This window comes from Affinundibacterium macrobrachii, assembly GCF_014652415.1.
GTDB lineage: Bacteria > Pseudomonadota > Gammaproteobacteria > Burkholderiales > Burkholderiaceae_D > Undibacterium > Undibacterium macrobrachii.
Genome location: NZ_BMYT01000001.1, coordinates 301,870 through 323,753, shown reverse-complemented (window position 1 = coordinate 323,753; position 21,884 = coordinate 301,870). Strand labels below are relative to the sequence as shown.

20 protein-coding genes are annotated in these 21,884 nt (G+C 46.2%); 12 read left to right on the top strand and 8 right to left on the bottom strand.

Translation table 11 applies throughout. The features are described 5' to 3' along the window. The first annotated feature begins 51 nt into the window (after positions 1-51). The 7 genes from IE103_RS01455 to IE103_RS01425 all read left to right on the top strand — a co-directional run bounded on the left by IE103_RS01455 (position 52) and on the right by IE103_RS01425 (position 5,775). Positions 52-570, top strand: coding sequence for an OmpH/Skp family outer membrane protein (locus tag IE103_RS01455; protein WP_229827005.1), 519 nt, complete (start codon positions 52-54; stop codon positions 568-570). A 2-nt stretch (positions 571-572) separates the two neighbouring features. Next, positions 573-1,667, top strand: coding sequence for a UDP-3-O-(3-hydroxymyristoyl)glucosamine N-acyltransferase (gene lpxD / locus IE103_RS01450; protein ID WP_189344233.1), 1,095 nt, complete (start codon positions 573-575; stop codon positions 1,665-1,667). Position 1,668: 1 nt separating this feature from the next. Further along, a complete protein-coding gene (gene fabZ / locus IE103_RS01445) occupies positions 1,669-2,178 on the top strand; it encodes a 3-hydroxyacyl-ACP dehydratase FabZ (RefSeq protein WP_189344232.1) in 510 nt (169 codons plus the stop codon). A gap of 2 nt (positions 2,179-2,180) precedes the next feature. After that, positions 2,181-2,969, top strand: a complete 789-nt coding sequence (gene lpxA, locus IE103_RS01440; RefSeq protein WP_189344231.1) for an acyl-ACP--UDP-N-acetylglucosamine O-acyltransferase — start codon at positions 2,181-2,183, stop codon at positions 2,967-2,969. Positions 2,970-2,997: 28 nt separating this feature from the next. Next, positions 2,998-4,146, top strand: a complete 1,149-nt coding sequence (gene lpxB, locus IE103_RS01435; RefSeq protein ID WP_268248935.1) for a lipid-A-disaccharide synthase — start codon at positions 2,998-3,000, stop codon at positions 4,144-4,146. A gap of 129 nt (positions 4,147-4,275) precedes the next feature. Then, on the top strand, positions 4,276-5,061 hold the full coding sequence (locus IE103_RS01430; protein WP_189344230.1) for a TatD family hydrolase: 786 nt from the start codon (positions 4,276-4,278) through the stop codon (positions 5,059-5,061). Positions 5,062-5,076: 15 nt separating this feature from the next. Then, positions 5,077-5,775, top strand: a complete 699-nt coding sequence (locus IE103_RS01425) for an ankyrin repeat domain-containing protein (protein WP_189344229.1) — start codon at positions 5,077-5,079, stop codon at positions 5,773-5,775. Positions 5,776-5,870: 95 nt separating this feature from the next. Here the strand turns inward: IE103_RS01425 and IE103_RS01420 are convergent, their stop codons facing one another. After that, on the bottom strand, positions 5,871-6,824 hold the full coding sequence (locus tag IE103_RS01420) for an MBL fold metallo-hydrolase (RefSeq protein ID WP_189344228.1): 954 nt from the start codon (positions 6,822-6,824) through the stop codon (positions 5,871-5,873). Positions 6,825-7,041: 217 nt separating this feature from the next. On the opposite strand from IE103_RS01420, the gene IE103_RS01415 reads away from it, so the two are divergent. The 3 genes from IE103_RS01415 to IE103_RS01405 are packed head-to-tail and all read left to right on the top strand — an operon-like array spanning position 7,042 to position 10,622. After that, positions 7,042-8,295 (top strand): sensor histidine kinase, encoded by a 1,254-nt coding sequence (locus IE103_RS01415; protein WP_189344227.1) that lies wholly within the window; start codon positions 7,042-7,044, stop codon positions 8,293-8,295. Continuing rightward, positions 8,288-9,073 (top strand): LytR/AlgR family response regulator transcription factor, encoded by a 786-nt coding sequence (locus tag IE103_RS01410; RefSeq protein WP_189344226.1) that lies wholly within the window; start codon positions 8,288-8,290, stop codon positions 9,071-9,073. Before IE103_RS01415 ends, IE103_RS01410 begins: the two co-directional genes overlap by 8 nt. Before the next feature lie 7 nt (positions 9,074-9,080). Next, positions 9,081-10,622 carry a DUF4407 domain-containing protein gene (locus IE103_RS01405; RefSeq protein ID WP_189344225.1) on the top strand — a complete coding sequence of 514 codons (1,542 nt, stop codon included), beginning with the start codon at positions 9,081-9,083 and terminating at the stop codon, positions 10,620-10,622. A gap of 19 nt (positions 10,623-10,641) precedes the next feature. Here the strand turns inward: IE103_RS01405 and IE103_RS01400 are convergent, their stop codons facing one another. From IE103_RS01400 to IE103_RS01390, 3 genes are read right to left on the bottom strand one after another with little or no spacing between them, the layout of a single operon-like run. Next, the gene (locus tag IE103_RS01400) at positions 10,642-11,022 is read right to left on the bottom strand and encodes a DUF5071 domain-containing protein (protein WP_189344224.1); all 381 of its coding nucleotides are present in this window, start codon (positions 11,020-11,022) and stop codon (positions 10,642-10,644) included. A 26-nt stretch (positions 11,023-11,048) separates the two neighbouring features. Next, complete coding sequence (locus IE103_RS01395) at positions 11,049-11,855, bottom strand: alpha/beta fold hydrolase (RefSeq protein ID WP_189344223.1); 807 nt, start codon at positions 11,853-11,855, stop codon at positions 11,049-11,051. Position 11,856: 1 nt separating this feature from the next. Beyond that, positions 11,857-13,167, bottom strand: coding sequence for an O-acetylhomoserine aminocarboxypropyltransferase (locus IE103_RS01390; protein WP_189344222.1), 1,311 nt, complete (start codon positions 13,165-13,167; stop codon positions 11,857-11,859). Positions 13,168-13,426: 259 nt separating this feature from the next. Here IE103_RS01390 and IE103_RS01385 point away from each other — a divergent pair, with 259 nt between their 5' ends. Together IE103_RS01385 and IE103_RS01380 are read left to right on the top strand one after the other, a co-directional pair. Then, positions 13,427-13,882: a CBS domain-containing protein gene (locus tag IE103_RS01385; protein WP_189344221.1), complete on the top strand. Its 456-nt coding sequence runs from the start codon at positions 13,427-13,429 to the stop codon at positions 13,880-13,882. 184 nt (positions 13,883-14,066) lie between these two features. Then, positions 14,067-15,059: an NAD(P)/FAD-dependent oxidoreductase gene (locus tag IE103_RS01380; protein ID WP_189344220.1), complete on the top strand. Its 993-nt coding sequence runs from the start codon at positions 14,067-14,069 to the stop codon at positions 15,057-15,059. Between the two features lie 895 nt (positions 15,060-15,954). Here the strand turns inward: IE103_RS01380 and lysS are convergent. The 4 genes from lysS to IE103_RS01360 form a co-directional block, all read right to left on the bottom strand. Beyond that, positions 15,955-17,487, bottom strand: a complete 1,533-nt coding sequence (gene lysS, locus IE103_RS01375) for a lysine--tRNA ligase (protein ID WP_189344219.1) — start codon at positions 17,485-17,487, stop codon at positions 15,955-15,957. Between the two features lie 152 nt (positions 17,488-17,639). Next, a protein-coding gene (gene prfB, locus IE103_RS01370; protein ID WP_189344218.1) for a peptide chain release factor 2 occupies positions 17,640-18,744 on the bottom strand; the annotation gives its coding sequence in 2 pieces (ribosomal slippage) (positions 17,640-18,662 and positions 18,664-18,744; 1,104 coding nt in all). A gap of 245 nt (positions 18,745-18,989) precedes the next feature. Further along, a complete protein-coding gene (locus IE103_RS01365; RefSeq protein ID WP_189344217.1) occupies positions 18,990-19,268 on the bottom strand; it encodes a hypothetical protein in 279 nt (92 codons plus the stop codon). Positions 19,269-19,457: 189 nt separating this feature from the next. Further along, positions 19,458-21,665 (bottom strand): YgiQ family radical SAM protein, encoded by a 2,208-nt coding sequence (locus IE103_RS01360; RefSeq protein WP_229827110.1) that lies wholly within the window; start codon positions 21,663-21,665, stop codon positions 19,458-19,460. Positions 21,666-21,884 lie beyond the last annotated feature (219 nt).

Here is a 21,884-nt window from a genome sequence, read left to right as displayed (position 1 = left end):
CGTTTGAGATTCGCTTGTTGGTAATTTGAAGTTCGTAATGTGGAGAATATTTTGAGTCACATATCTAATCCGTCCAAATTGATGCGCAATTTCTTTTTTGGCGCGGCTTCGTTGCTAGCTTTTGCGCAAGTACAGGCGCAGGACTTTAAAGTTGCTTTTTTTAATGGACAGCGCGTTTTGGACGAGTCGGTTCCAGCAAAAATTGCATCATCCCGTATCGAGCAAGAATTCTCTAAGCGCAAAAAAGAACTTGATGAAGTGAATGAGCGTTTTCGTAGTGCTTATCGCAAGTATGAAAAAGATGCGCCGTCTTTGTCCGAAGTCGAGCGTCTTCGTCGTCAGCGTGAATTAACTGAACTGGATCAAGACTTTAATCGTAAGCAACGTATTTACAATGAAGATTTGGCACAGCGTCGTCAAGAAGAAGCGATTGCGCTGGGCGAACGTGCTTTGAAAATCGTGCGCCAAATTGCTGAGGCAGAAAAAATTGACATCGTGGTACAAGACGCTTCTTATGTTAATCCACGCATCGATATTACAGATAAAGTACTGAAAGCACTTTCCAAATAAAAATGACAAATAAAAGCATTCGACTAGGGGAGTTAGTCGATCGCTTCGGTGGTCAGTTAATTGGTAATCCTGATATTCAGGTCGTCGGCATTGCCCCATTAAGTGATGCGAGCGATCGTCATATCACCTTCCTCTCCAATTCCAAATTCAGATCGCAAGCGGAAAAAACGCAGGCGATCGCTTTGATTTTGTCAGAACAAGATCATCAGCAATTAGCTAATAGCTACCAAGGTGCGCGCATCATTACTGCGAATCCTTACGTGTATTTTGCGAAAGCTGCACAGTACTTCTTCGATATCAATTCTATCGCGGCAACTCAAGGCGTACATCCGTCAGCGTGGGTAAGCCCGCAAGCGGAAGTAGCAGCCAGCGCGAGTATTGCAGCGCATGTGTCGATTGAAGCTGGTGCTGTGATTGGTGAGCATGTGGTGATCGCCGCCGGTGTGTCGATAGGTCGAGGCGTTGCGATTGGTGATCATAGTCAAATCAATGCGAATGTTAGTATTTACAATGATTGCGTGATCGGGCAGCGTTGCATCATCCATTCTGGCGCGGTGATTGGTGCGGATGGTTTTGGCTTTGCCAATGAAAAAGGTAAATGGATCAAGATTCCACAAACTGGACGTGTGGTGATAGGTGACGATGTTGAGGTTGGTGCCAATACCAGCATAGATCGCGGTGCTTTGGCTGATACCATTATCGAAAATGGCGTCAAGCTCGACAATCAAATCCAAATTGGACACAACTGCCATATCGGCGAAAATACCGCGATGGCAGGTTGTGTAGGCGTGGCAGGTAGTGCCAAGATCGGCAAGAACTGTACCTTTGGTGGTGCTGCGATGGTCTTAGGACATCTGACTATCGTCGATAACGTGCATATTTCATCTGGCAGCATGGTGTCACGTTCGATTTTAGAACCCGGCCAATACACTGGTTTTTATCCTTTGGCAAAGAACGCCGATTGGGAGAAAACAGCGGTGATTGTGCGCAATCTCGATAGCATGCGCGACAAACTCAAACAATTAGAGAAGACTGTCAAAGCACAGACTTCTGCATCAGCGATTCAATATTCAAATACCTCTAACTCAGAAGAATAGTATGGAAAACATCGATAAAAGCTTGGACATCAACCAGATTAAACAATACCTGCCACATCGTTATCCGATGTTGTTGGTTGATCGCGTGTTGACTTGGGAAAGCGGCAAATCAATTACAGCGATCAAAAACGTCACGGCAAATGAAGAATTTTTTAATGGACACTTCCCAAACAAGCCAGTGATGCCCGGCGTGTTGATGGTGGAAGCCATGGCGCAAACGGCAGCGATTTTATCCTTCCTGACGATGGGCCAAAAACCAGATGAAAATACGATTGTGTATTTCGTTGGTATCGATAATGTGCGTTTCAAGCGCCCAGTAGGCCCTGGCGATCAATTGAAAATGGACGTGGAAATTTTACGCGTTGCGCGTGGCATTTGGAAATACAAAGCTGTGGCAACGGTGGATGGCCAATTGGCAGTCGAGGCAGAATTAATGTGCACATTACGCACCACCAACGACGAACTGAAAACCGCAGCTGCGACAGGTACTAGCGCTTCTACAGGAGCATAAAGATGGCAATTCATTCCACCGCAATTGTTGATCCCAAAGCACAACTCGACTCTAGTGTTGAAGTTGGTGCCTATTCAATTATCGGCCCCAATGTGCGTATCGATGCGGGTACGACAATTGGTCCGCATGTGGTGATTGAAGGTCATACGACGATAGGTAAAGACAATCAGTTTTTCCAATTTTCTTCGATTGGCGCCGCACCGCAAGATAAGAAATATGCGGGTGAACCAACGTTGCTGGAGATCGGTGACCGCAATGTGGTACGTGAATTTTGCACTTTTAATCTAGGTACGGTGCAAGATGGCGGTGTCACACGCGTGGGTAGTGATAACTGGATTATGGCCTACGTGCACATTGCGCATGATTGTCACGTCGGCAATCGCACGATTTTCGCGAATAATGCGGCTTTGGCCGGCCATGTACATATTGGTGATTGGGTGATTTTGGGTGGATTCTCCAACGTCCATCAATTCTGCAAAATTGGCGCGCATGCGATGGTAGGGATGAGCACGAGTTTGACGCAGGATGTGCCGCCATTTGTGATTTTGAATGGTAATCCAGCCGCCGCCCACGGCATTAATATTGAAGGTTTGAAGCGTCGTGGCTTTAGTCGTGAACAAATTTCTGCGATACGCCAGGCTTATAAAACCTTGTACAAATCGGGTCTGACTTTAGACGAAGCAAAAGCGGAATTGGACAAGGAAATTGCTGCGCAATCGGCAGAAATCGCTGAACATATTTCGACATTCCGTCAATTCCTCGATACTTCAACGCGCGGTATCGTGCGTTAAGTCGATTCATGAACACAGCCTCATCATTGTGACTCGTCCTATTATTTCTATGGTCGCCGGAGAAACCTCTGGCGATATGTTGGCAGCCCGCTTATTGTCGGGCTTGCGTCCGCAATTGCCCGATTCCTTGATGCATGGGATCGGTGGTAAGCACATGGCCGAATATGGATTTCAAAGCGATTATCCTATGGAGAAGCTGTCGGTCCGCGGCTTGTTCGAAGTGTTAATGCACTATCGCGAAATTTCAGGGATACGCAAACAATTAATGGCGCAGTTGTTGGACGAAAAGCCTGATGTGTTTATTGGTGTTGATGCGCCAGATTTTAATTTGGATTTAGAAGTTCAACTCAAGCGCGCTGGGATTCCGACCATGCATTACATCAGTCCATCGATTTGGGCTTGGCGTGGCGGCAGAATCAAAAAGATCGCCGAAGCGGTTTCGCATATGTTAGTGATCTTTCCGTTTGAAGAAGAGATTTATCGCAAAGCAGGCATTCCCGCGACTTACGTTGGGCATCCTTTGGCACAAGTGATACCAATGGAGCCGGATGTGGAAGCCGCGCGTGAGGAACTTGGACTAGAAGCAGACGCACGTGTTGTGACGATTTTGCCGGGTAGTCGTATGTCGGAGATTAAATACAATACGACAGCGTTTATTGCGACGGCAAAATTACTTTTACAACGCGATCCGCATTTGCAATTCTTGGTGCCGATGGTTGGTGCAAAACAGCGAGCATATTATTCCGAGCTGGTATTGGCTGCGCAATTGGATGAAGTGCCGATTCTGCTCATGGAAGGCAAGTCACACACAGCGATTGCCGCTGCCGATGTAGTGTTGGTGGCGTCAGGAACGGCTTCATTGGAAGTCGCCTTGTTTAAAAAACCGATGGTGATCGCCTATAAGATGATGGCGGCATCTTGGCATGTATTAAAGCACATGGGTTACCAGCCTTGGATAGGTTTGCCGAACATCATTGCCGAAGATTTCTTGGTACCAGAATTTTTGCAATCCGCAGCAACACCGCAAAATATGGCAGATGCTTTGTGGCAGCAGCTCAATGACGTCGCTTTGCAAAAACGATTAAAGCTGCGCTTTGCCAATATGCACCAGGATTTGTTGCGTGATACGGCGGGTATCTCGGCACAAGCGGTGCTCAATCTTATTCATAATCGCTAGTCGGGTCGCGCATCCATTCGCAAAGCTCGCGTTAGGAAATCGCGAACCGTGCAGCGAGCATTACACGGCAAGACGCCTTAACAATCAGTAGCTCAAAGTCGCATTCAAATTCAGCAGGAAATTTTCACCATGTATATCGATTCTCATTGTCATATTAACTTCCCAGAATTGGCAGCGCGTATGCCTGAGCTACTGCAACGCATGGAAGACAATGGCGTCACCCATGCGTTGTGTGTTTCGGTTGATCTGCCCGACTTCCCACAAGTTTTGGCGCTTGCTGAGCAGTATCCGCATATCTACGCATCGGTTGGCGTGCATCCTGATTACGAAGATACGGAAGATCCAAGTGCAGAGCGTTTAGTTGAGTTGTCGCAGCATCCTAAGATCATTGCGATTGGTGAAACTGGCTTGGATTATTTTCGATTGAAGGGCGATTTAGAATGGCAGCGTGAGCGTTTTCGCCAGCATATTCGGGCTTCACGCTTAAGTCGCAAACCCTTGATTATTCACACCCGAGCAGCGGCGGAAGATACTATACGCATTATGCGCGAAGAGGGCGCAGGTACTGATCAAGGCGGTGTGGCGGGTGTGATGCACTGCTTCACCGAATCTTTAGAGGTGGCACAAGCAGCGGTGGAGATGGGTTTTTATATTTCTTTCTCGGGAATCTTAACTTTCAAGAGTGCAAAAGATTTACAAGCCGTCGCGAAAGCCTTGCCGATTGAGCGAATTTTGATAGAGACGGATTCACCTTATCTGGCTCCCGCACCGCATCGTGGCAAAATGAATGAACCTGGCTTTGTAAAACATGTCGGCGAGTTTTTGGCGGATTTAAAAGAGCTACCGCTGAAGCAAGTGCAAGAACAAACCACGCAAAACTTTTTTGATTTGTTTCAATTTGCACGAGCCCATTGAGGAGCGTGAAATTTCATGTGTCAATTTCAACTAACTAGCCAGTTTCGTCAATGTAGTCGATTGACTATTTGGTTTGTTTTGTTTCTTTTTTCTCCTGTCATCTGGGCGCAATCATCATCTTCTGGGGCAGATAAGATCATTCGCGCAGCAAGATTTGATGACCTGCGTACGATCAAACAATTTGCTGAGCACGATGGTGATGTGAATTTGGCAGAGCGTGATCGCGGCGAAACTTTGTTGATGATCAGTGTGCGAGAACAATCGCAAAAAGTGTTTGACTACTTACTAACGCATCCGAAAATTCAACTCGATCAACGAGCAAAAAATGGCGACACGGCCATCATGTTGGCCGCCTATCTAGAGCAAAAAGAAACTGTACAACGCTTAATTGAAGCAGGAGCGCAAGTGAATCAAACTGGTTGGACTGCATTACATTATGCCGCTGTAGTCGGGCGACTCGACATCGTTGAAATGCTAATTGCCCGTTTCGCCTACATCGATGCAGAAACGCCCAATAAGACCACACCATTGATGCTTGCGGCGCGTCGTGGTGAAATGAATGTCGTGAAGTTTTTGATTGCCGAAGGCGCAGATATTTCGCTTAAAAATATGTTGGGCTGGACTGCTTATGATTTTGCAGTCGAATCGGAACGTCGCGATATCGCGAGTTTTTTGCAAGAGTTGATGCAGGAAAAAGCAAAAGAGCGTAAGTAAGTTTGCTAATCACAAAGCATTCACTTCACGTAGATATTTTTGTATGAGCGCAGTTAAAATGTCAAAGTCGAATCAAGCAAAGTTTCAGTCAAGCTCTACACCGCGATTTCCATCAAATCACTGCCTACGATAATTTCTCCGTCAAAATAAGGACGTACCGCGTTCAGCCAAACGCTATCTTCTAGATAAGGATAGCCGCCAGGTACAAAATGCGATAGCACGAGCTTTTTGACCTTGGCCTCGCTTGCCACTCGTCCGACTTGTTCCGCCGTGCTATGACTCGCGAGTAAATGTTCTTTTAGTCGCGTCGCATTCGGTTCGGTTGCGAGTAATGGATCCAAGGCGGGTGTGTGCATGATTTCATGTACCAGCACGTCGGCATCTTTTGCTAGCTGGACTAGATTTTCTGAGTAAGTCGTATCACCAGAAATCACGATAGATTTTCCTGCATGCTCAAAGCGATAAGCTAACGCAGACTTAATTGGTGGATGTACGACTTGCGTCGCGGTGACTTTGATCTGCGCATTTTGTAGAACAAGCCCATTATGCTTTAGTTGATGTGAAATTTCGTGAGGAACTATCATCGACTTGAGTGGACGACGACCTTCATCATGTATGCGAGTTTGAATATCAAAATCGTTCAAGGCTAAAAATTGCTGAGTCATGCGTTTGATCGGAGCTGGTCCGTAAGTATCAATGCGATGATTCAAATCCGCTGCCCATGCTAACAACATTAGATTGCCATAATCGGCATTGTGGTCGGAATGGTGGTGAGTTAAAAAGACATGGCGTACGGTTGATAATTTCACGCCAGCTTTGACGATTTGCTGTGCAACGCCATTGCCGCAATCAATAATGTATGCCTCGTTATTGATCAGTATCATTTGCGCCGGCGCTGCACGATTTTTCTTTGGAGTGGGACCTCCCGCGGTACCGAGTAAGATCAGTCGCATTCCTTTTTTCTGTGTTGCTAATGAAGGGGAGGCGAGTAGCGTTGCACTTGTGGCGATAGCGGCTTGCTGCAAAAAATGACGGCGAGAGGAGTTCATAGCGCAAAGGATAATTGGTCGACTTGGATAAAAGATGGGGCTTAGTTTATCTATGTATTAGATCGCTGACAAACTATCTAGCAGCTTTGTGGTCGTTGAACTTTTTTACGTCTTTAAATCGGGGTTTTATCTCTATTTTTTGTCTTTCATCGGATAATACGCGATCTTTATTGGATGTTTGCTTAAGCTTGCCAGCATCTAATCTACGGAGAATACAATGTTAACCAGTCTTTTCTTTATCGCCCGTATCGCTTTTGGTTGGGGAATGGCAGTCCTCATCATTTTGGTAACCTTAACTGAGGTGATCTTTCGCGTAGGTCATGTGAATGGGATTGAAATCTTGCCGCTAGGCGCAGGTTTTTTTGCGATGATAGGCGCGTTTTCTCATATAAGACGTGTGCGTTTAATCACGATGGACGTCAATGCTGCAACACTGTCTAACCGTCAGCGTCGGCAAATAGAAATTCCTTTGGATGCGAACGCGGCATTCGCATTAATTGAAGCGGCAATCAAAGAGTTACCTGGTGCGGAGCGCGTTGAAAGTGCTGCAGATAGTTTGCAATTGCGCGCAAAAATCAAACGCATTCATCCTTATCATAATGATTTTTTAAGCGAAACAAAACTATTTCAATGGCTGGAAAGCGGTAACAATCAAATTCTGGCGACGGTTTCACCAGGTTCGGAAACCTGTAGCGTCACCTTAATCTGTGAGCCTGATCGTGCTGCATGGACAGATTGGTTCTTAGTTGATAATGGTACCAATTTAGAAAATGCCGAGGCCTTGGGTCGTGCAATTTCACGCCGCATTGCAGATAGTCGTAAACAAGAAAAAGCGAGTGCGCAACAAACTGTGACGGAGAAAGAATTAACCGTCGCCAAACTGAATTTGCTACACGCGCAAGTGGAACCCCATTTTCTGTACAACACGCTCGCCAGTGCGCAACTACTAACGCGCTCTGATCCAGCCAGCGCGGATGTGATGCTTGGAAATTTAATCACTTACTTGCGGCATTCATTGCCCAAGACAGAAGATGCGCCATCCACGATTGGGGCAGAATTGGAGCGAGCTAAAGCCTATCTCGATATTATGAAAATACGTATGGGATCACGCCTTAATTTTCAAATTGAAGTGCCAGAGTATTTAAAGCCAGTTTTGTTTCCCACCATGATGATGCAAACCCTGGTTGAAAATGCGATTAAGCATGGTTTGGAACCAAAGACCGGTGGTGGCACGATTTGGATTTTAGCGCGTGCGCATGAAAATAATGTAGCGGTGACGATCGCCGATGACGGACGTGGCTTTAGCGCAGAAGGTGCGGGAACGGGTATTGGATTAAGAAATGTGCGAGAACGTCTGCGTTTGGCTTACGGCAATAATGCTAATTTTCACATCGTAGCGAATTTTCCTAGCGGTGTAGCGGCAACGATTACAGTGCCGACTAGTTTTCTGCAAGGAGAACAAAATGCCTAAATGTGTCGTTGCTGAAGACGAAAGTCTATTACGTGAGGCTTTGCTTGAACAGTTGAATAAAGCTTGGCCTAATTTGGAAATAGTCGCTGCGTGTGATGATGGCGCTAGCGCGCTAGAGGCTATCGTTGAGAATCAACCTGATGTCGCCTTCTTAGATATTCGAATGCCTGGATTAACTGGTATAGAAATCGCAGAGGCCATGAAGCTAAGTAGTCCACATACGCAGATTGTATTTGTCACTGCGTATGACCAGTATGCGATTGATGCGTTTGATAAAGGTGCGGTTGATTATCTATTGAAGCCGGTCACTTATGATCGTTTATCCGCCACTGTGCAAAGACTACAAACTCGTGCGATGAAAGATTTGAATGCAGTAGCAACGCTATTGCAACAACTAAATCTTGGCGGCAGTAAGAGTTTGCAAGCTGCATTTCAAAGCACACAAAAAAATGAACCTTTGGTATGGCTGACCGCTAGCTCCGGCGCAGAAACCAAACTGATTATGGTTGATGATGTGGCTTATTTTAAAGCCGATAATAAATACACGGTTGTCATGACTGCCGAAGGCGAATCTTTGTTGCGCAAACCTATACGCGAATTACTCGAATTACTCGACGCGAATATTTTTAAACAAATTCATCGTTCCACTATCGTCAATTTAAAAGCTATTTCTTCTATTGCGCGCGATGATACGGGCAAAGGGATCGTCAAGCTAAAAGCACGACCAGAGACGCTCACCGTCAGTCAGCCCTTCATGGTTTTATTCCGTAATATGTGAGGTGACTATGCATGCTTCAGTGAATTCTGTCCCCGCATCTCACAGCGGCAGTGGGCAGTGGCGACGTGCCGCCCTGAGTTTTCTCGCCTTATCAGCGGCGGTTCCTGTAGAGGTGTTAGAAGAGCGCGATCAACAAGGCGTTTATCGTTTTATGCGAGGGCGTCATAAATATTATGGGATTGGTTCCTTAGTCATCTTCTTCGCGCTCTTTTCTGGTTATGGCATGGGACACATGCTTGCGACCATGAGTACTATTTCTGCTTGGGGTGCGGTTACGGCAGGAATGATTTGGGCGGTATTCCAATGGTGTTTAGAACGGCAGATGCTGATTAGTATTCGCGCAGACGCAGCGTGGTGGAAGAAACTATTTGGTTTAAGTTGGCGCGGCTTGTTAGCCTTGTTATCGGCATCGACCATGGTGTATCCGTTTTTTGTCGAAAGTAATCGCGCCGAGATAGATGTCAAAGTCGGCGAGATGGCGCGCACTCGTTTGATTGATAATGTGCAGTCAGCCCAACTTGCGGTTGGGTTGCCGGCTTTGCGTCAAGATGCAACAAGGGTAGAAGGCGCGATTAAACAAGTCGATGTAGCACTTGCTAGCGAGCCACCCGATTTGGCTGCATATCGACAACGTGCCAAACTGTGTTGGCAAACATTTGCGAAAAATGATCTTGCTATACAACGTCAATTGCGACCTTTAATGTTGCAGAAAAACGCGGCTGCAAGTGTGGCTGCGCCCGACGCTTTATTGGACGCAAAAATCGATGCATTAAATCAAAAACTAAATGCTGCAAAAGCACCATGCCAAAATGCTGATAGCCTTGTGATGAGTAAACTATTGGAATGGAAACTGCAAAAAAACGCAGAAAAGAAAGTACTGCTTAACGAGCAAAAACAAGTGCAAGGTCACATCGCAGAAGCTAAGCAAAAAGAATTGTCGCTCAGCGAATCACAAGAGAAAAAAATTACACTCGCCGCACAATCTGGCTTCGCTGCTGACTTTGCAGCAGTGGCAGATTTAGTCCGAAATGATGCTAATCGCCGCTTTCAATTGATTTGGTGGCTAACTTGGTTTTTTGCGATAGAAATGGTCGCGATTCTGGTGAAGTTTACGTCAACCACCGATGTGGATCTGCGACTCAATAGCATGGAAGTCGCAGCGCAAGACCAAATCAGCGCGCAGTTACAAACCCAACAGGAACAAATTGCGACTCAGCGATTACAAGCCAGCATGCAGGCGAAAGGTGAGCAAGCAGTTTGGTTGGAAGATGATGGGCAAATGGCGCAAGCACGTTTGCGATTGGAGCAAGAGTTGGAAACACAGCTACATCGCGAGTTAAGTGAACTCGATATGGGATTGTGTTTGAGTGTCGAGGCATTGAAATTGCATTTGTCGCAGTTAGACGCCATTCAGCAGTTGAAAAATAACTCGATGGTGTTGAATGCGGGCGGTGTTGATCCGAGGATAGAAAATATGGTGCAAGAAACAATTGCTAAGATATTGGATAGCTTATCGGGTATGCGGCGATCAGTAGCTAAGGCTTTGTAATGATCGATCTTCCTAATTGTTATTCCATATTCAAATTAGACAAAGCATGAAAAGCGACACAATCAACTTCTTCAGAGTGTTCTGCAAAAGTTGGATTTTGGGCGATGCGCTCAAGGTCTGATTTAAGCGTGTGCGTCAGTTCCGCTGACCTTGCAACAAGTTGTTGTATTAAGTTGTACTTCCAAGTGGCATCGTCAGATTGAAGTATTTGTTTAATATAGGGAGCGATTGGTGCGCCAATATTTGCCAATGCAGGTGCTAAAACTACGGCAACGGGCCAATTAGCGTCTTGTAGCCAATCGAGCAATTGAAGCGCGATTGGCTCAATCTTCGGCCAATCTGCTTTGGCAATCGTGGTCGCAGTTTCCACATCAAATTTATTAAGCGGTAATGTTAGCATTTTGGGATGCATTGCTAAGAATCAGCTCAGTTTTTCATAAACCCAAACAACGCATCCAACACCGCATCAGCCTGTTCACTCATCATCGAATGTCCACAGTTTTCAATGATGTGAATTTGCTTATTGCTAATTGCATTCGATAGCAAAGCACTGGCTTTGACAGGTGTCATCATGTCCTGACGTGCTAATAAAAATAGTGTCGGGCATTGCACTTTTTTCGCCGCTTCTTCACCGTTCAAATAAGTATTGCAAGCAGTGAAGTCATTGAAAAAAACTTGCGCAGGATTGATTGCAGAGATTCTTTGCATTAAGCGCATACTGCTATTCATCACCGAGAAGCCAGGACCAGGGCAAGACGGCTTATGTGTATTGCTGCTATGGGAAAAAATATTCACCATATCAATCGCTGATTGCTCATCATGCTGCGCTGAAAACAATAAGGCATCCGACACCTTCATCGGAAACGCGGTACCAAGCAGAGCGAGTTTTTGTATGCGTTCCGGCGCCATGCTGGCGGCTTCCAAAGCAATTAATGAGCCCATGCTGTGACCAGCCACATAGGCTTGTTGGACGCCACTGAGCTCGATCAATTCTAATAACCAACTCGCCAGTTTTTCCACACTGCTTAATGCTGGCCCGGCACTGCGGCCATGACCTGGTAGATCAATCGCCAGCACACTAAAACCGTGGTGAGCTAAATAGCGCGATTGCATTGCCCAAACTGAGTGATCGTTTTGAGCGCCATGCACCAAGATGATGGTTGGTAAATTCGGATTGAAGGCTTTGCCACCTGTGTACGCATAGACTTCTTTATTCTGTATCGTCAGATGCATCTTATTTGCCTTTCTGTGCCATTTTTAAACCACGCGTGAGATCTTCTATCAGATCATCGACATTTTCTAATCCGACAGAAAGACGGATCGTGCCTTCGCTAATGCCAGATGCAGCCAATTGCTCGGCGGGTACGCGGAAGTGTGTGGTGGAAGCTGGATGAATCACCAAAGATTTGGCATCACCCACGTTGGCGAGATGAGAGAAGACTTTCAAAGACTCGACAAAGCGTTGACCCGCAGCACGATCGCCTTTGATATTGAAACTAAAGACTGAGCCACAACCTTTAGGCAGCATAGTTTTGGCGAGTTCATAATCGGGATGGGATTCCAGTTCGGGAAATGCGATGCTCTCGACCGCAGCATGAGAAGATAAGAATTCAACCACCTTGCGTGCATTAGCAACGTGCCTATCCATACGCAATCCCAGCGTTTCTATACCTTGCAAAATCGCGAAGGCATTGTGTGGACTCATGCAGGCACCAAAGTCGCGCAGACCTTCACGGCGGGCACGTAATGAAAATGCGCCAACGGTCGATTCTTCACTAAATACCATGCCATGAAAACCCTCATAAGGCTCGCACAACTCAGCGAAGCGACCTGTTTTTTCATAAGCTGCTTGCCAGTCAAAGGTGCCGCCATCGACTAGTACACCGCCTATTGCAGTGCCATGTCCACATAAAAATTTGGTAGCAGAGTGATAGACCAAATCCGCCCCATGTTCAAACGGGCGCAACAAGTAAGGTGTAGTAAAAGTCGAATCCAACATCAATGGCAAATAATGTTCATGTGCGATTTCTGCGATAGCGGGAATATTGAAAACATCCAAACCGGGATTGCCTAAAGTCTCGCCGAACAAAACTTTGGTATTCGGGCGTATCGCATTTCGCCAAGCATCAAGATCGCGTGGATCAACGAAAGTCGTCTCTATCCCAAAACGTTTCATGGTGTAAGCCAACAAATTATGCGTACCACCATATAGCGCACGTGATGCGACGATGTGCGAGCCAGCACCGGCGATCGTGGAGAGTCCAAGATGCAATGCAGCTTGCCCACTGGCAACCGCGATTCCAGCGACACCGCCTTCGAGTGCAGCCATGCGCTCTTCTAAGACAGCATTGGTCGGATTGGTGATACGGCTGTAAACATGGCCAGCGCGCTCCATATTGAATAAAGAGGCCGCGTGATCAGAATCTTTGAATTCAAATGAGGATGTGAAATAAATGGGGGTGGCACGTGCACCGGTAGCTGGATCGGCTACGGCGCCGGCATGCAATGACATGGTGTCAAAGCCTGGGTATTTTGGACCGCTCATAAACTGGTATTCTCCCTAATTGGATGCCGACATCCTACGCACTTGGCAAGTTTTTGAAAAGACTTGACTTCGCTTTCAATTTCTTCAAACCACAGATCCCGTAACATCTTGCAATAAATCAAAAATACTTGTTCTTTATCACTAGATTTTTCTGGGTGCTTGCGATACATTAGATGAAAGAAAGCAAAGACAAGTAGGCTGAGTCTTGAGTGTTTGACAGCATATTGGCCGTAATGCATTACCAGATCGGAGGAATAAAATGAAAGTTTCTGAAATTCTGCAAGTGAAGGGAAATATTCTCTTTACCATTACGCCTGATACACCGATGAAAGAAGCGGTGAGCTTTATGGAAGAAAAAGACATCGGCTCTTTGATCGTCATGGAGTTCGGTGATCTGGTTGGAATGTTGACCTTTCGTGAAGTGATACGTGCTGTCCATAAAAATGGTGGTGCACTCGGCGACGGTACAGTACGCAAATATATGGATGACCATCCAATGACGGTAACACCAGAGACCGAAGTGAATGAAGTACGTCGTATGATGCTAGAAAAACATTCACGTTATTTGCCGGTAATGGATGCAAAAACTTTGATGGGCGTGATTTCTTTCTATGACGTTGCCCGTGCGGTATTAGAAGCACAAAGTTTTGAGAATAAGATGTTGAAAGCCTACATCCGCGACTGGCCTGTTGAGGATGAAAAAGAACAGTCATAAATAGTGCGAAACCCACGATGCGAATTGTGGGTTTTTTTTTGCCTATTCATTTTACGAGGGGACGATTTGATAGAGAAAATTTCAAGAAAGACTATGTTAAGTAAGAAATAAGTAGTGTGGCTGAGTTGAGTGAATTGTTGAGTGAATATCAGATTGAAAAATCCATAAAAATAAGGAGAAGCATATGCAGGTAGCCATCATCGGTGCAGGTTTAGCTGGATTAACCGCAGCCCGTCAATGTCAGGCACAAGGACATCATGTCACTGTGTATGAAAAAAGTCGTGGCGTCAGCGGACGTATGAGTACACGACAAACCGAACTCGGTGGCTTTGATCACGGTGCGCAATATTTCACCGCGAGTTCAGATCGTTTCAAAAAAGAAGTCGCTGATTGGCGTAAATTGGAATGGGTTGTACCTTGGGAAAGTAAGTTGGTGAATCTGGATCATGGAAAAACAAGTGCCGTCGCCAAGAGCACTCAGCGTTTTGTGCCTGTGCCTGGCATGAGTTCTCTGGGTAAGCAATTAGCGCATGGATTAGATGTGCGCCTAGAGCAGCAAGTAGTTGCATTAGAAGCACATGGTGATCAATGGATCTTGTCAGTTAAAACCGAGGACATTCCTGTAGCTGCATCGGCTGGTCCATTTGATGCGGTGATTATGGCGATCCCACCAGAACAGGCCTCTGCTTTGTTGAAAGATCAGGCGAGTTTTAGTAAAACAGTCGCGGGTGTGCATTTGCAGCCATGCTGGGTATTGATGCTGGGTTTCCAACATCCTTTAAATCTCGATTACGACGGTGCATGGGTGGCGAATTCTCGCTTGGGATGGATTGCTCGCGATACGTCTAAACCTGATCATCGTGCCGGTGAACGTTGGGTCTGCCACGCCACTGCCGCTTGGAGTGTCGAGCATTTAGAAGATGATCATGAGCGTGCGAAAGAGAAGTTATCTAAGGCTTTTCATGAGGCGACCGGATCACCCATTCAAGCCATTCATGCAGTTACACATCGTTGGCGCTACGCGCAGGCAGATTCACCTTTAGCTGAGTCGTTTTTGTGGGATGCGAAGGCGAAAATTGGGGTGTGTGGTGATTGGTTTGCTGCTGGGTTGGAAGGCGGCGGGCGGGTGGAGAATGCGTTTTTGAGTGGTTTGGGGTTGGCGCAGGAAATTGGGTAATTGTAGTTTTCTCTTTGACTTGAAGAGGTGGGTTACGTGAGAGCGTAACTTGCCTCTTTTGTTTTGTATTTTAGGTTTGTTGATCATTTAGTGATTGCCGATTATTTATAAACAATCTCATCGTTCACAGGTCGGGTGTGGCCCGACAGCCACTCACTTTCTTTGCTTCGCCAAAGAAAGTAAGCAAAGAAAGGCGACCACGCTGTCACTGGCCTTCGGCTTCCCAATTGAGCAAGACAAAAAATGGGAAAGCTTCGAAACTCGCCTGCGGCTCAAACAACGAAGCTTTCTTTATCCATTTTCTGTCTTGCACAATTGGCAGTGTCAGAAGTGGAACGGCGTTAAAGTCAAAAGCAAAACAAACAGTATCGGCCATCACGGCATTCAACTAGGCTAGAAAATCGTGGCGTCATCCCTGCTTAGGCAGGGATCCCGTGACGTTAAGCTTTTAAGTCGCTGGATTCCCGCATATGCGGGAATGACGATACCTAGTGTAGGGTATCGCAAAAAGGGTCATATTAACTACGGGCTCTGATTTTTCCATTACCCGTTGATAGTCGTTGCTTTTGACTTTGACTTTCCCCCGTTTGAGACGATGTAATTTGTGCTTCGCAGAAAATGGATAAGAAAGTGTTGTTGTCTGAGCCGAAGGCGAGTTTCAACACTTTCCCATTTTTTGTGATGCGCAAATTATGCTGAAGCGTAGCGTAAGCACCCCGTAGGGGGCGAGTCTACGGTCGCCTTTTTTGGATTACCTTTTTTGGCGAAGCAAAAAAGGTAATTGGCTGTCGGGCCACACCCGACCTGCGAACTCAAATCAATAACAGAAATAAAAAAGGAGGAAACATTTAAGTTTCCTCCTTATTCACAACATGAATTTTAAAGTAAAGAAATATTATTCCTCACGACGCAAATGCGGGAACAAAATCACATCACGAATATTCGGTGAGTCAGTAATCAACATCATCAAACGATCAATCCCGATACCGCAACCACCGGTAGGTGGCAAGCCGTATTCCAGAGCACGGATGTAATCCGCATCGTAATACATCGCTTCTTCATCACCCGCATCTTTCGCGGCCACTTGTGCCATGAAGCGAGCTGCTTGATCTTCTGCATCATTCAACTCTGAGAAGCCATTGGCGATTTCACGACCTGTCATGAACAACTCAAAACGTTCTGTAATACCAGCAACCGTATCCGATGCGCGTGCTAACGGAGAAACTTCGGCAGGGTAGTCGATGATGTAAGTTGGCTCCCATAATTGTGCTTCGGCTGTTTCTTCAAACAAAGCCAATTGCAATGCGCCTAAGCCTGCTGTCGCGAATGGTTTGACGCCAAATTTCAACAATTCTATTTTGATGAATTCCGCGTCGTTCAATTGTTCTGTTGTGTAATGTGGAGCGTACTTATTGATCGCGCCAACAATCGTCAAACGTTGGAAAGGCTTGGATAAATCTAATTCTTTGCCTTGGTAAGTGAGCACCGCTGTACCATGCGCATCAACCGCTGCTTTGCGAATGACGGATTCGGTGAAGTCCATTAACCACTTGTAATCAACATACGCGGCATAGAATTCCATCATGGTGAATTCTGGATTGTGACGCGGTGACACACCTTCATTGCGGAAGTTACGATTGACTTCAAATACGCGATCAAAACCACCGACAACCAAACGCTTTAGGTACAGCTCAGGTGCGATACGCAAGTACATTTCCATGTCTAATGCGTTGTGATGTGTGATGAATGGTTTTGCTGCCGCGCCACCAGGAATCACGTGCAACATTGGCGTTTCTACTTCCATAAAATCATGGCTATTCATGAAGCTACGGATGGAATTCATTGCCGCGGTACGTGCTTTGAATGTGCGACGTGTTTCTTCGCTCATGATCAAGTCAACATAACGCTGACGGTATTTGGTTTCTTGATTCGACAAGCCGTGGAACTTGTCTGGAAGAGGACGCAAAGATTTAGTTAGTAAGCGCAGCTTCGTTACTTTGACGGTCAGCTCATCTGTCTTAGTTTTAAACAAAACACCTTCGATGCCGAGAATGTCGCCCAAGTCATAGTGACGGAAAGCTTCCATTTCGGCTTCGCCAGTTTTGTCACTGGTGACGTACAACTGAATGCGGCCATCGGCTTTCAAACCTGATGCATCTTGCAAAGTGGCGAAGGCAGCTTTTTTGCCAGCTTCACGTTTGAGCATCATACGACCAGCAACAACGACTTCCACATTTTGTGCCTCTAAGTCTTCACGACTCACATCACCATACTGTGCTTGCAAATCTGCCGCCTTATGCTGTGGACGGAAATCGTTAGGGAAGGCGACGCCTTTCGCACGAATCGCATCGAGCTTGGCACGACGCTCAGCGATGATCGAATTTTCGTCTTGTGGCAATTCTGTTGCTGGATTTTGTTGGTCGGACATGATTGTTCTCTAAAATGAAATTTTGATTCTTTAATAATGCAATCGGAAATGTGTGTGTAGAAATTCAATTATAGGAGTGCAGCAATACGTCGGCATTGCGAGCATTGGCATCGCCGTGATGCGCCCTAGAATTGGATTTATGCGCACACATTTTAAACGCCTTGCTTGAGCGACGCGGCAATGAATCCGTCTAAATCGCCATCTAACACCGCCTTGGTATTACCCACCTCGTAGTTGGTACGCAAATCTTTAATCCGCGATTGATCCAAAACATAGGAGCGAATTTGATGACCCCAACCCACATCGGTCTTGGTGTCTTCTAAGTTTTGCTTCTCACTCATGCGTTTGCGCAATTCGAGTTCAAACAATTTCGCTTTCAACATTTCCCATGCTTCAGCGCGGTTACGATGTTGACTACGATCATTTTGACATTGCACCACGATGCCTGACGGTGCGTGAGTTAAGCGTACCGCGGAATCGGTTTTATTAATGTGCTGACCACCGGCACCGGAGGCGCGATAGGTATCAACGCGCACATCGGCTGGGTTGATATCAATCTCAAACGATTCATCGACTTCTGGATAGACGAACAAACTGGAGAATGAAGTATGGCGTCCATTCGCGGAGTCAAATGGCGACTTACGAACTAAGCGATGCACGCCTGTTTCCGTGCGCAGGAAGCCATACGCATATTCGCCTTCGATTTTGAGTGTTGCAGTCTTGATGCCAGCAACCTCACCATCAGATTGTTCCAAAATTTCGACCTTAAAGCCTTTACGCTCGCAATAACGCAAATACTGACGCAATAACATGGATGCCCAATCTTGCGCTTCGGTACCGCCAGCGCCGGCTTGAATATCGATAAAGCAGTTGTTTGAATCCATAGGATTATTAAACATCCGACGGAACTCCATACCTTCGACTAATTCTTTGAGATGTGCTGCATCGGCTTCGATGGCTTCCAACGTGTCTTCATCACCTTCTTCACGCGCCATGTTAAAGATTTCATTCGCATCTTTTAAATCGGCATCGATCTTGATTAAGGTATGGACAATGGCTTCTAAGGATTTCTTTTCCTTGCCAAGTTCCTGTGCACGCTTGGGATCTTCCCAAACTTTAGGATCTTCTAACTCACCGTTAACTTGTTCGAGTTTCTCTGACTTGATATCGAAGTCAAAGATACCTCCGAAGTTCGGCTTCACGACTGGTTAAGTCGATGAGCAGGTTGGCAATACTATTGAGGCGTTCGGCTTCCATTTGGGATTCTTCTAGTGGGATAAATAAACCCTAAATTATACCCGAGTGTGGTCTGAACTTGCGATTTGGCAGGCGAATGACATGCAATTTAATGCAATTCGCTTCTCACAGCTTTTTATGTTAGAGCGTGTTTGGATTGCAATTTATTAAACTCGGCAATTGCTGCGAAAGCGAACGCTGATTTAATTAATGGAAGCAAGAATGAGCCACACCTTGTGTGACTCACTAAAATCTACCAAACTGACTTAGAAACGGTAGGTTTTTGCTTGACGATGGCTTTCAAACCAAGCGCTCAATTTGGTTTTGAAGCAAGTCGGACAAATGTGGAATTGTGTCTGTGTTGATTGACCGCCGTTAGGAAATGACTCTTCTTCTTCCAATTGTATAGTCGTCATCTTTTTTTCTGGTTCGGCACTCGACCAATTTTCATCCCAATGTGATTCGGCTCCGCAGACGTCACATGTCAATTTATCAAAAACCTCTTCGGTATGTTCCAAAATCAATACGGTTTTCATGTGCTTCATGGCGACTCTCCTTATTTTCGGGGCAAGTGAGACTAGAGAAACTCAGGCAACATCTGAGGAAAAATTTTCCGTCAGGAAATTGTAGCGCGAGTTTGTTAGCCAACCTCGAGAAATTTGCTGCGCTGTTGTTTATGAAGATTGATCACCCATGTTGTGTCGTATTGCTTACAACATGGGTGATAACACGAATTAACGTCGACCTGATTTGGCAGGTGCTTTTTTAGGTTTAGCTGGATTGTATGACAAGCCAGATTTAGTGCTTGTTGGCGCAACCTTAGCTGCCAAACGATTTGCAGAGTTTTTGCCAAATGTATTTAATTTAGGTGCAATCCCACGTTTGACAGGAACCACGCCAGTATTGACCAAATTCGCCACAACAGGTGCGCGTGACGGTATTAAATGTCGTTCACTACTACCAATCAAATCGCCACGTCCCATGCGTAGCAAGCCTTCCTTCACGATCTCATAATTTTCTGGCGCGTGGTAACGTAACAGCGCTTTATGAAATTTTCGTATCTTGCCTGAGCGTGCCGTTTCAACGACTTCAGAATCTGCAGTGATTTTTTTGAGCGGATTTTTACGTGTGTGGTACATCGTGGTTGCCAAGGCCATCGGCGTTGGCATGAAGGTTTGTACCTGATCTAGTTTGAAATCATTCTTCTTCAACCACAAGGCCAAATTCACCATGTCTTCATCGGTTGTACCCGGATGAGCCGCGATGAAATAGGGGATCAAGTATTGTTCTTTGCCAGCTTCTTTTGAATACTTATGGAACATTGCTTTGAATTCATCATACGCACCGATACCAGGCTTCATCATTTTCGACAAAGTATTGGTTTCTGTATGTTCAGGTGCAATTTTGAGCAAGCCACCGACGTGATGGGTTACCAGTTCTTTTACGTATTCTGGAGAGCGTACAGCTAGATCGTAGCGTAGACCAGAACCGATGAGAATTTTCTTAACGCCGGGGATGGCGCGCGCTTTGCGATATAGCGAAATGAGTTTGCTATGATCAGTATTTAAATTGCTGCAAATGCCAGGATACACACAGGATAAGCGACGGCAAGATTCTTCAATCTTCTTATCTTTACACGCCAGTCGATACATATTCGCCGTTGGCCCACCAAGGTCAGAAATCGTTCCAGTGAACCCCTTGGTTTTGTCGCGAATTTCTTCAATCTCACGCAAGATGGAAGGCTCTGATCGACTTTGAATAATTCGACCTTCGTGTTCGGTAATCGAACAGAAAGTACAGCCACCAAAACACCCGCGCATAATATTGATCGAGAAGCGAATCATCTCCCATGCGGGGATGCGCGCCTTGCCGTAACTAGGGTGGGGCGCTCGCGCATAGGCGCGGTCATAAACGCCATCCATTTCGTCCATCGCTAATGGTAACGGTGGTGGATTGATCCATACGTCACGATCACCGTGTGCTTGCGATAAAGCTTTGGCGTTACCGGGATTGGCTTCCAGATGAAATACACGCGATGCGTGGGCATACATCACAGGATCATCTTTCACCGCCTCGAATGAAGGCAAGCGTATCACGGTGTTGTTATGCTTATTTCGCAGCATCGCTTGGCGCTCTTCGCGACTCATAATGCGAATTGCTTGTTGTTTGATGACGTCTGCTCCCGCGCTATTAGTAGCGCTACTTGTGGTATCCGATGTTGATCCAGTCGCGCACTTGGCGTCCTTCTCCGGCATCATTTCATAAGGATTGGTGTGCGCTTCAATTTTGCCTGGCGTATCAAGTTTGATTGATTGAATCTCTGACCAATCTGGGCTAGGCAACCAGTTAGACGGTGTCATGAAGGCTGTGCCACGCAGGTCACGAATGGATTTGATTGGCTCGCCCGCCGCGAGTCTGTGGGTTAAATCCACGATCGCACGTTCTGCGTTACCAAATAACAGCATATCTGCTTTGGAATCAGGTAGAACCGAGCGCTTTACTTTATCCGACCAATAATCATAGTGTGCAATGCGGCGCAAACTGGCTTCAATACTACCAATCACGACATTCACTTCCGGGAATGCCTCGCGTGCCCTTTGTGCGTAGACAACGACCGCGCGATCAGGGCGCTTATTCGGATCACCATCGGGAGTGTAAGCATCTTCTGAACGAATTTTGCGATCAGCTGTGTAGCGATTGACCATGGAATCCATATTTCCAGCCGTAATGCCGAAGTACAGATTGGGGCGACCTAAAGCCCGAAAATCCTCGGCGGAATGCCAATCAGGTTGACTAATAATGCCGACGCGGAAGCCTTGTTGCTCAAGCAGGCGGCCAACTAAGGCCATACCGAAACTCGGATGGTCGATATAGGCATCGCCAGTAATTAAGATGACGTCACAACTATCCCAGCCAAGCGCATCCATTTCGGCGCGTGACATAGGAAGAAAGGGAGCAGCATGTTTGCCGCCCACATCAGGGCGATAGCGCGGTGAAGCGAAGAGATTTTTCGGTGCAGGATTCATGGACGTGATTTTACCTGAATCCTTCGTTCTTCGCCGATTAGTTCAAAACGATTCAAGTTGTAAGCCCTTGTTTTTGAAGATGTTTGTATGCGCTTATTTGCTTGATGTGAATATATTTCATTTGATACAAGCTAG

Bases quoted from the DNA above. Each gene is read 5' to 3' on its own strand.
- lpxD (WP_189344233.1), top strand. From the start codon at position 573: ATGACAAATAAAAGCATTCGACTAGGGGAGTTAGTCGATCGCTTCGGT.
- fabZ (WP_189344232.1), top strand. From the start codon at position 1,669: ATGGAAAACATCGATAAAAGCTTGGACATCAACCAGATTAAACAATAC.
- lpxA (WP_189344231.1), top strand. From the start codon at position 2,181: ATGGCAATTCATTCCACCGCAATTGTTGATCCCAAAGCACAACTCGAC.
- IE103_RS01430 (WP_189344230.1), top strand. From the start codon at position 4,276: ATGTATATCGATTCTCATTGTCATATTAACTTCCCAGAATTGGCAGCG.
- IE103_RS01425 (WP_189344229.1), top strand. From the start codon at position 5,077: ATGTGTCAATTTCAACTAACTAGCCAGTTTCGTCAATGTAGTCGATTG.
- IE103_RS01420 (WP_189344228.1), bottom strand. From the start codon at position 6,824: ATGAACTCCTCTCGCCGTCATTTTTTGCAGCAAGCCGCTATCGCCACA.
- IE103_RS01415 (WP_189344227.1), top strand. From the start codon at position 7,042: ATGTTAACCAGTCTTTTCTTTATCGCCCGTATCGCTTTTGGTTGGGGA.
- IE103_RS01410 (WP_189344226.1), top strand. From the start codon at position 8,288: ATGCCTAAATGTGTCGTTGCTGAAGACGAAAGTCTATTACGTGAGGCT.
- IE103_RS01405 (WP_189344225.1), top strand. From the start codon at position 9,081: ATGCATGCTTCAGTGAATTCTGTCCCCGCATCTCACAGCGGCAGTGGG.
- IE103_RS01400 (WP_189344224.1), bottom strand. From the start codon at position 11,022: ATGCTAACATTACCGCTTAATAAATTTGATGTGGAAACTGCGACCACG.
- IE103_RS01395 (WP_189344223.1), bottom strand. From the start codon at position 11,855: ATGCATCTGACGATACAGAATAAAGAAGTCTATGCGTACACAGGTGGC.
- IE103_RS01390 (WP_189344222.1), bottom strand. From the start codon at position 13,167: ATGAGCGGTCCAAAATACCCAGGCTTTGACACCATGTCATTGCATGCC.
- IE103_RS01385 (WP_189344221.1), top strand. From the start codon at position 13,427: ATGAAAGTTTCTGAAATTCTGCAAGTGAAGGGAAATATTCTCTTTACC.
- IE103_RS01380 (WP_189344220.1), top strand. From the start codon at position 14,067: ATGCAGGTAGCCATCATCGGTGCAGGTTTAGCTGGATTAACCGCAGCC.
- lysS (WP_189344219.1), bottom strand. From the start codon at position 17,487: ATGTCCGACCAACAAAATCCAGCAACAGAATTGCCACAAGACGAAAAT.
- IE103_RS01365 (WP_189344217.1), bottom strand. From the start codon at position 19,268: ATGAAGCACATGAAAACCGTATTGATTTTGGAACATACCGAAGAGGTT.
- IE103_RS01360 (WP_229827110.1), bottom strand. From the start codon at position 21,665: ATGTCACGCGCCGAAATGGATGCGCTTGGCTGGGATAGTTGTGACGTC.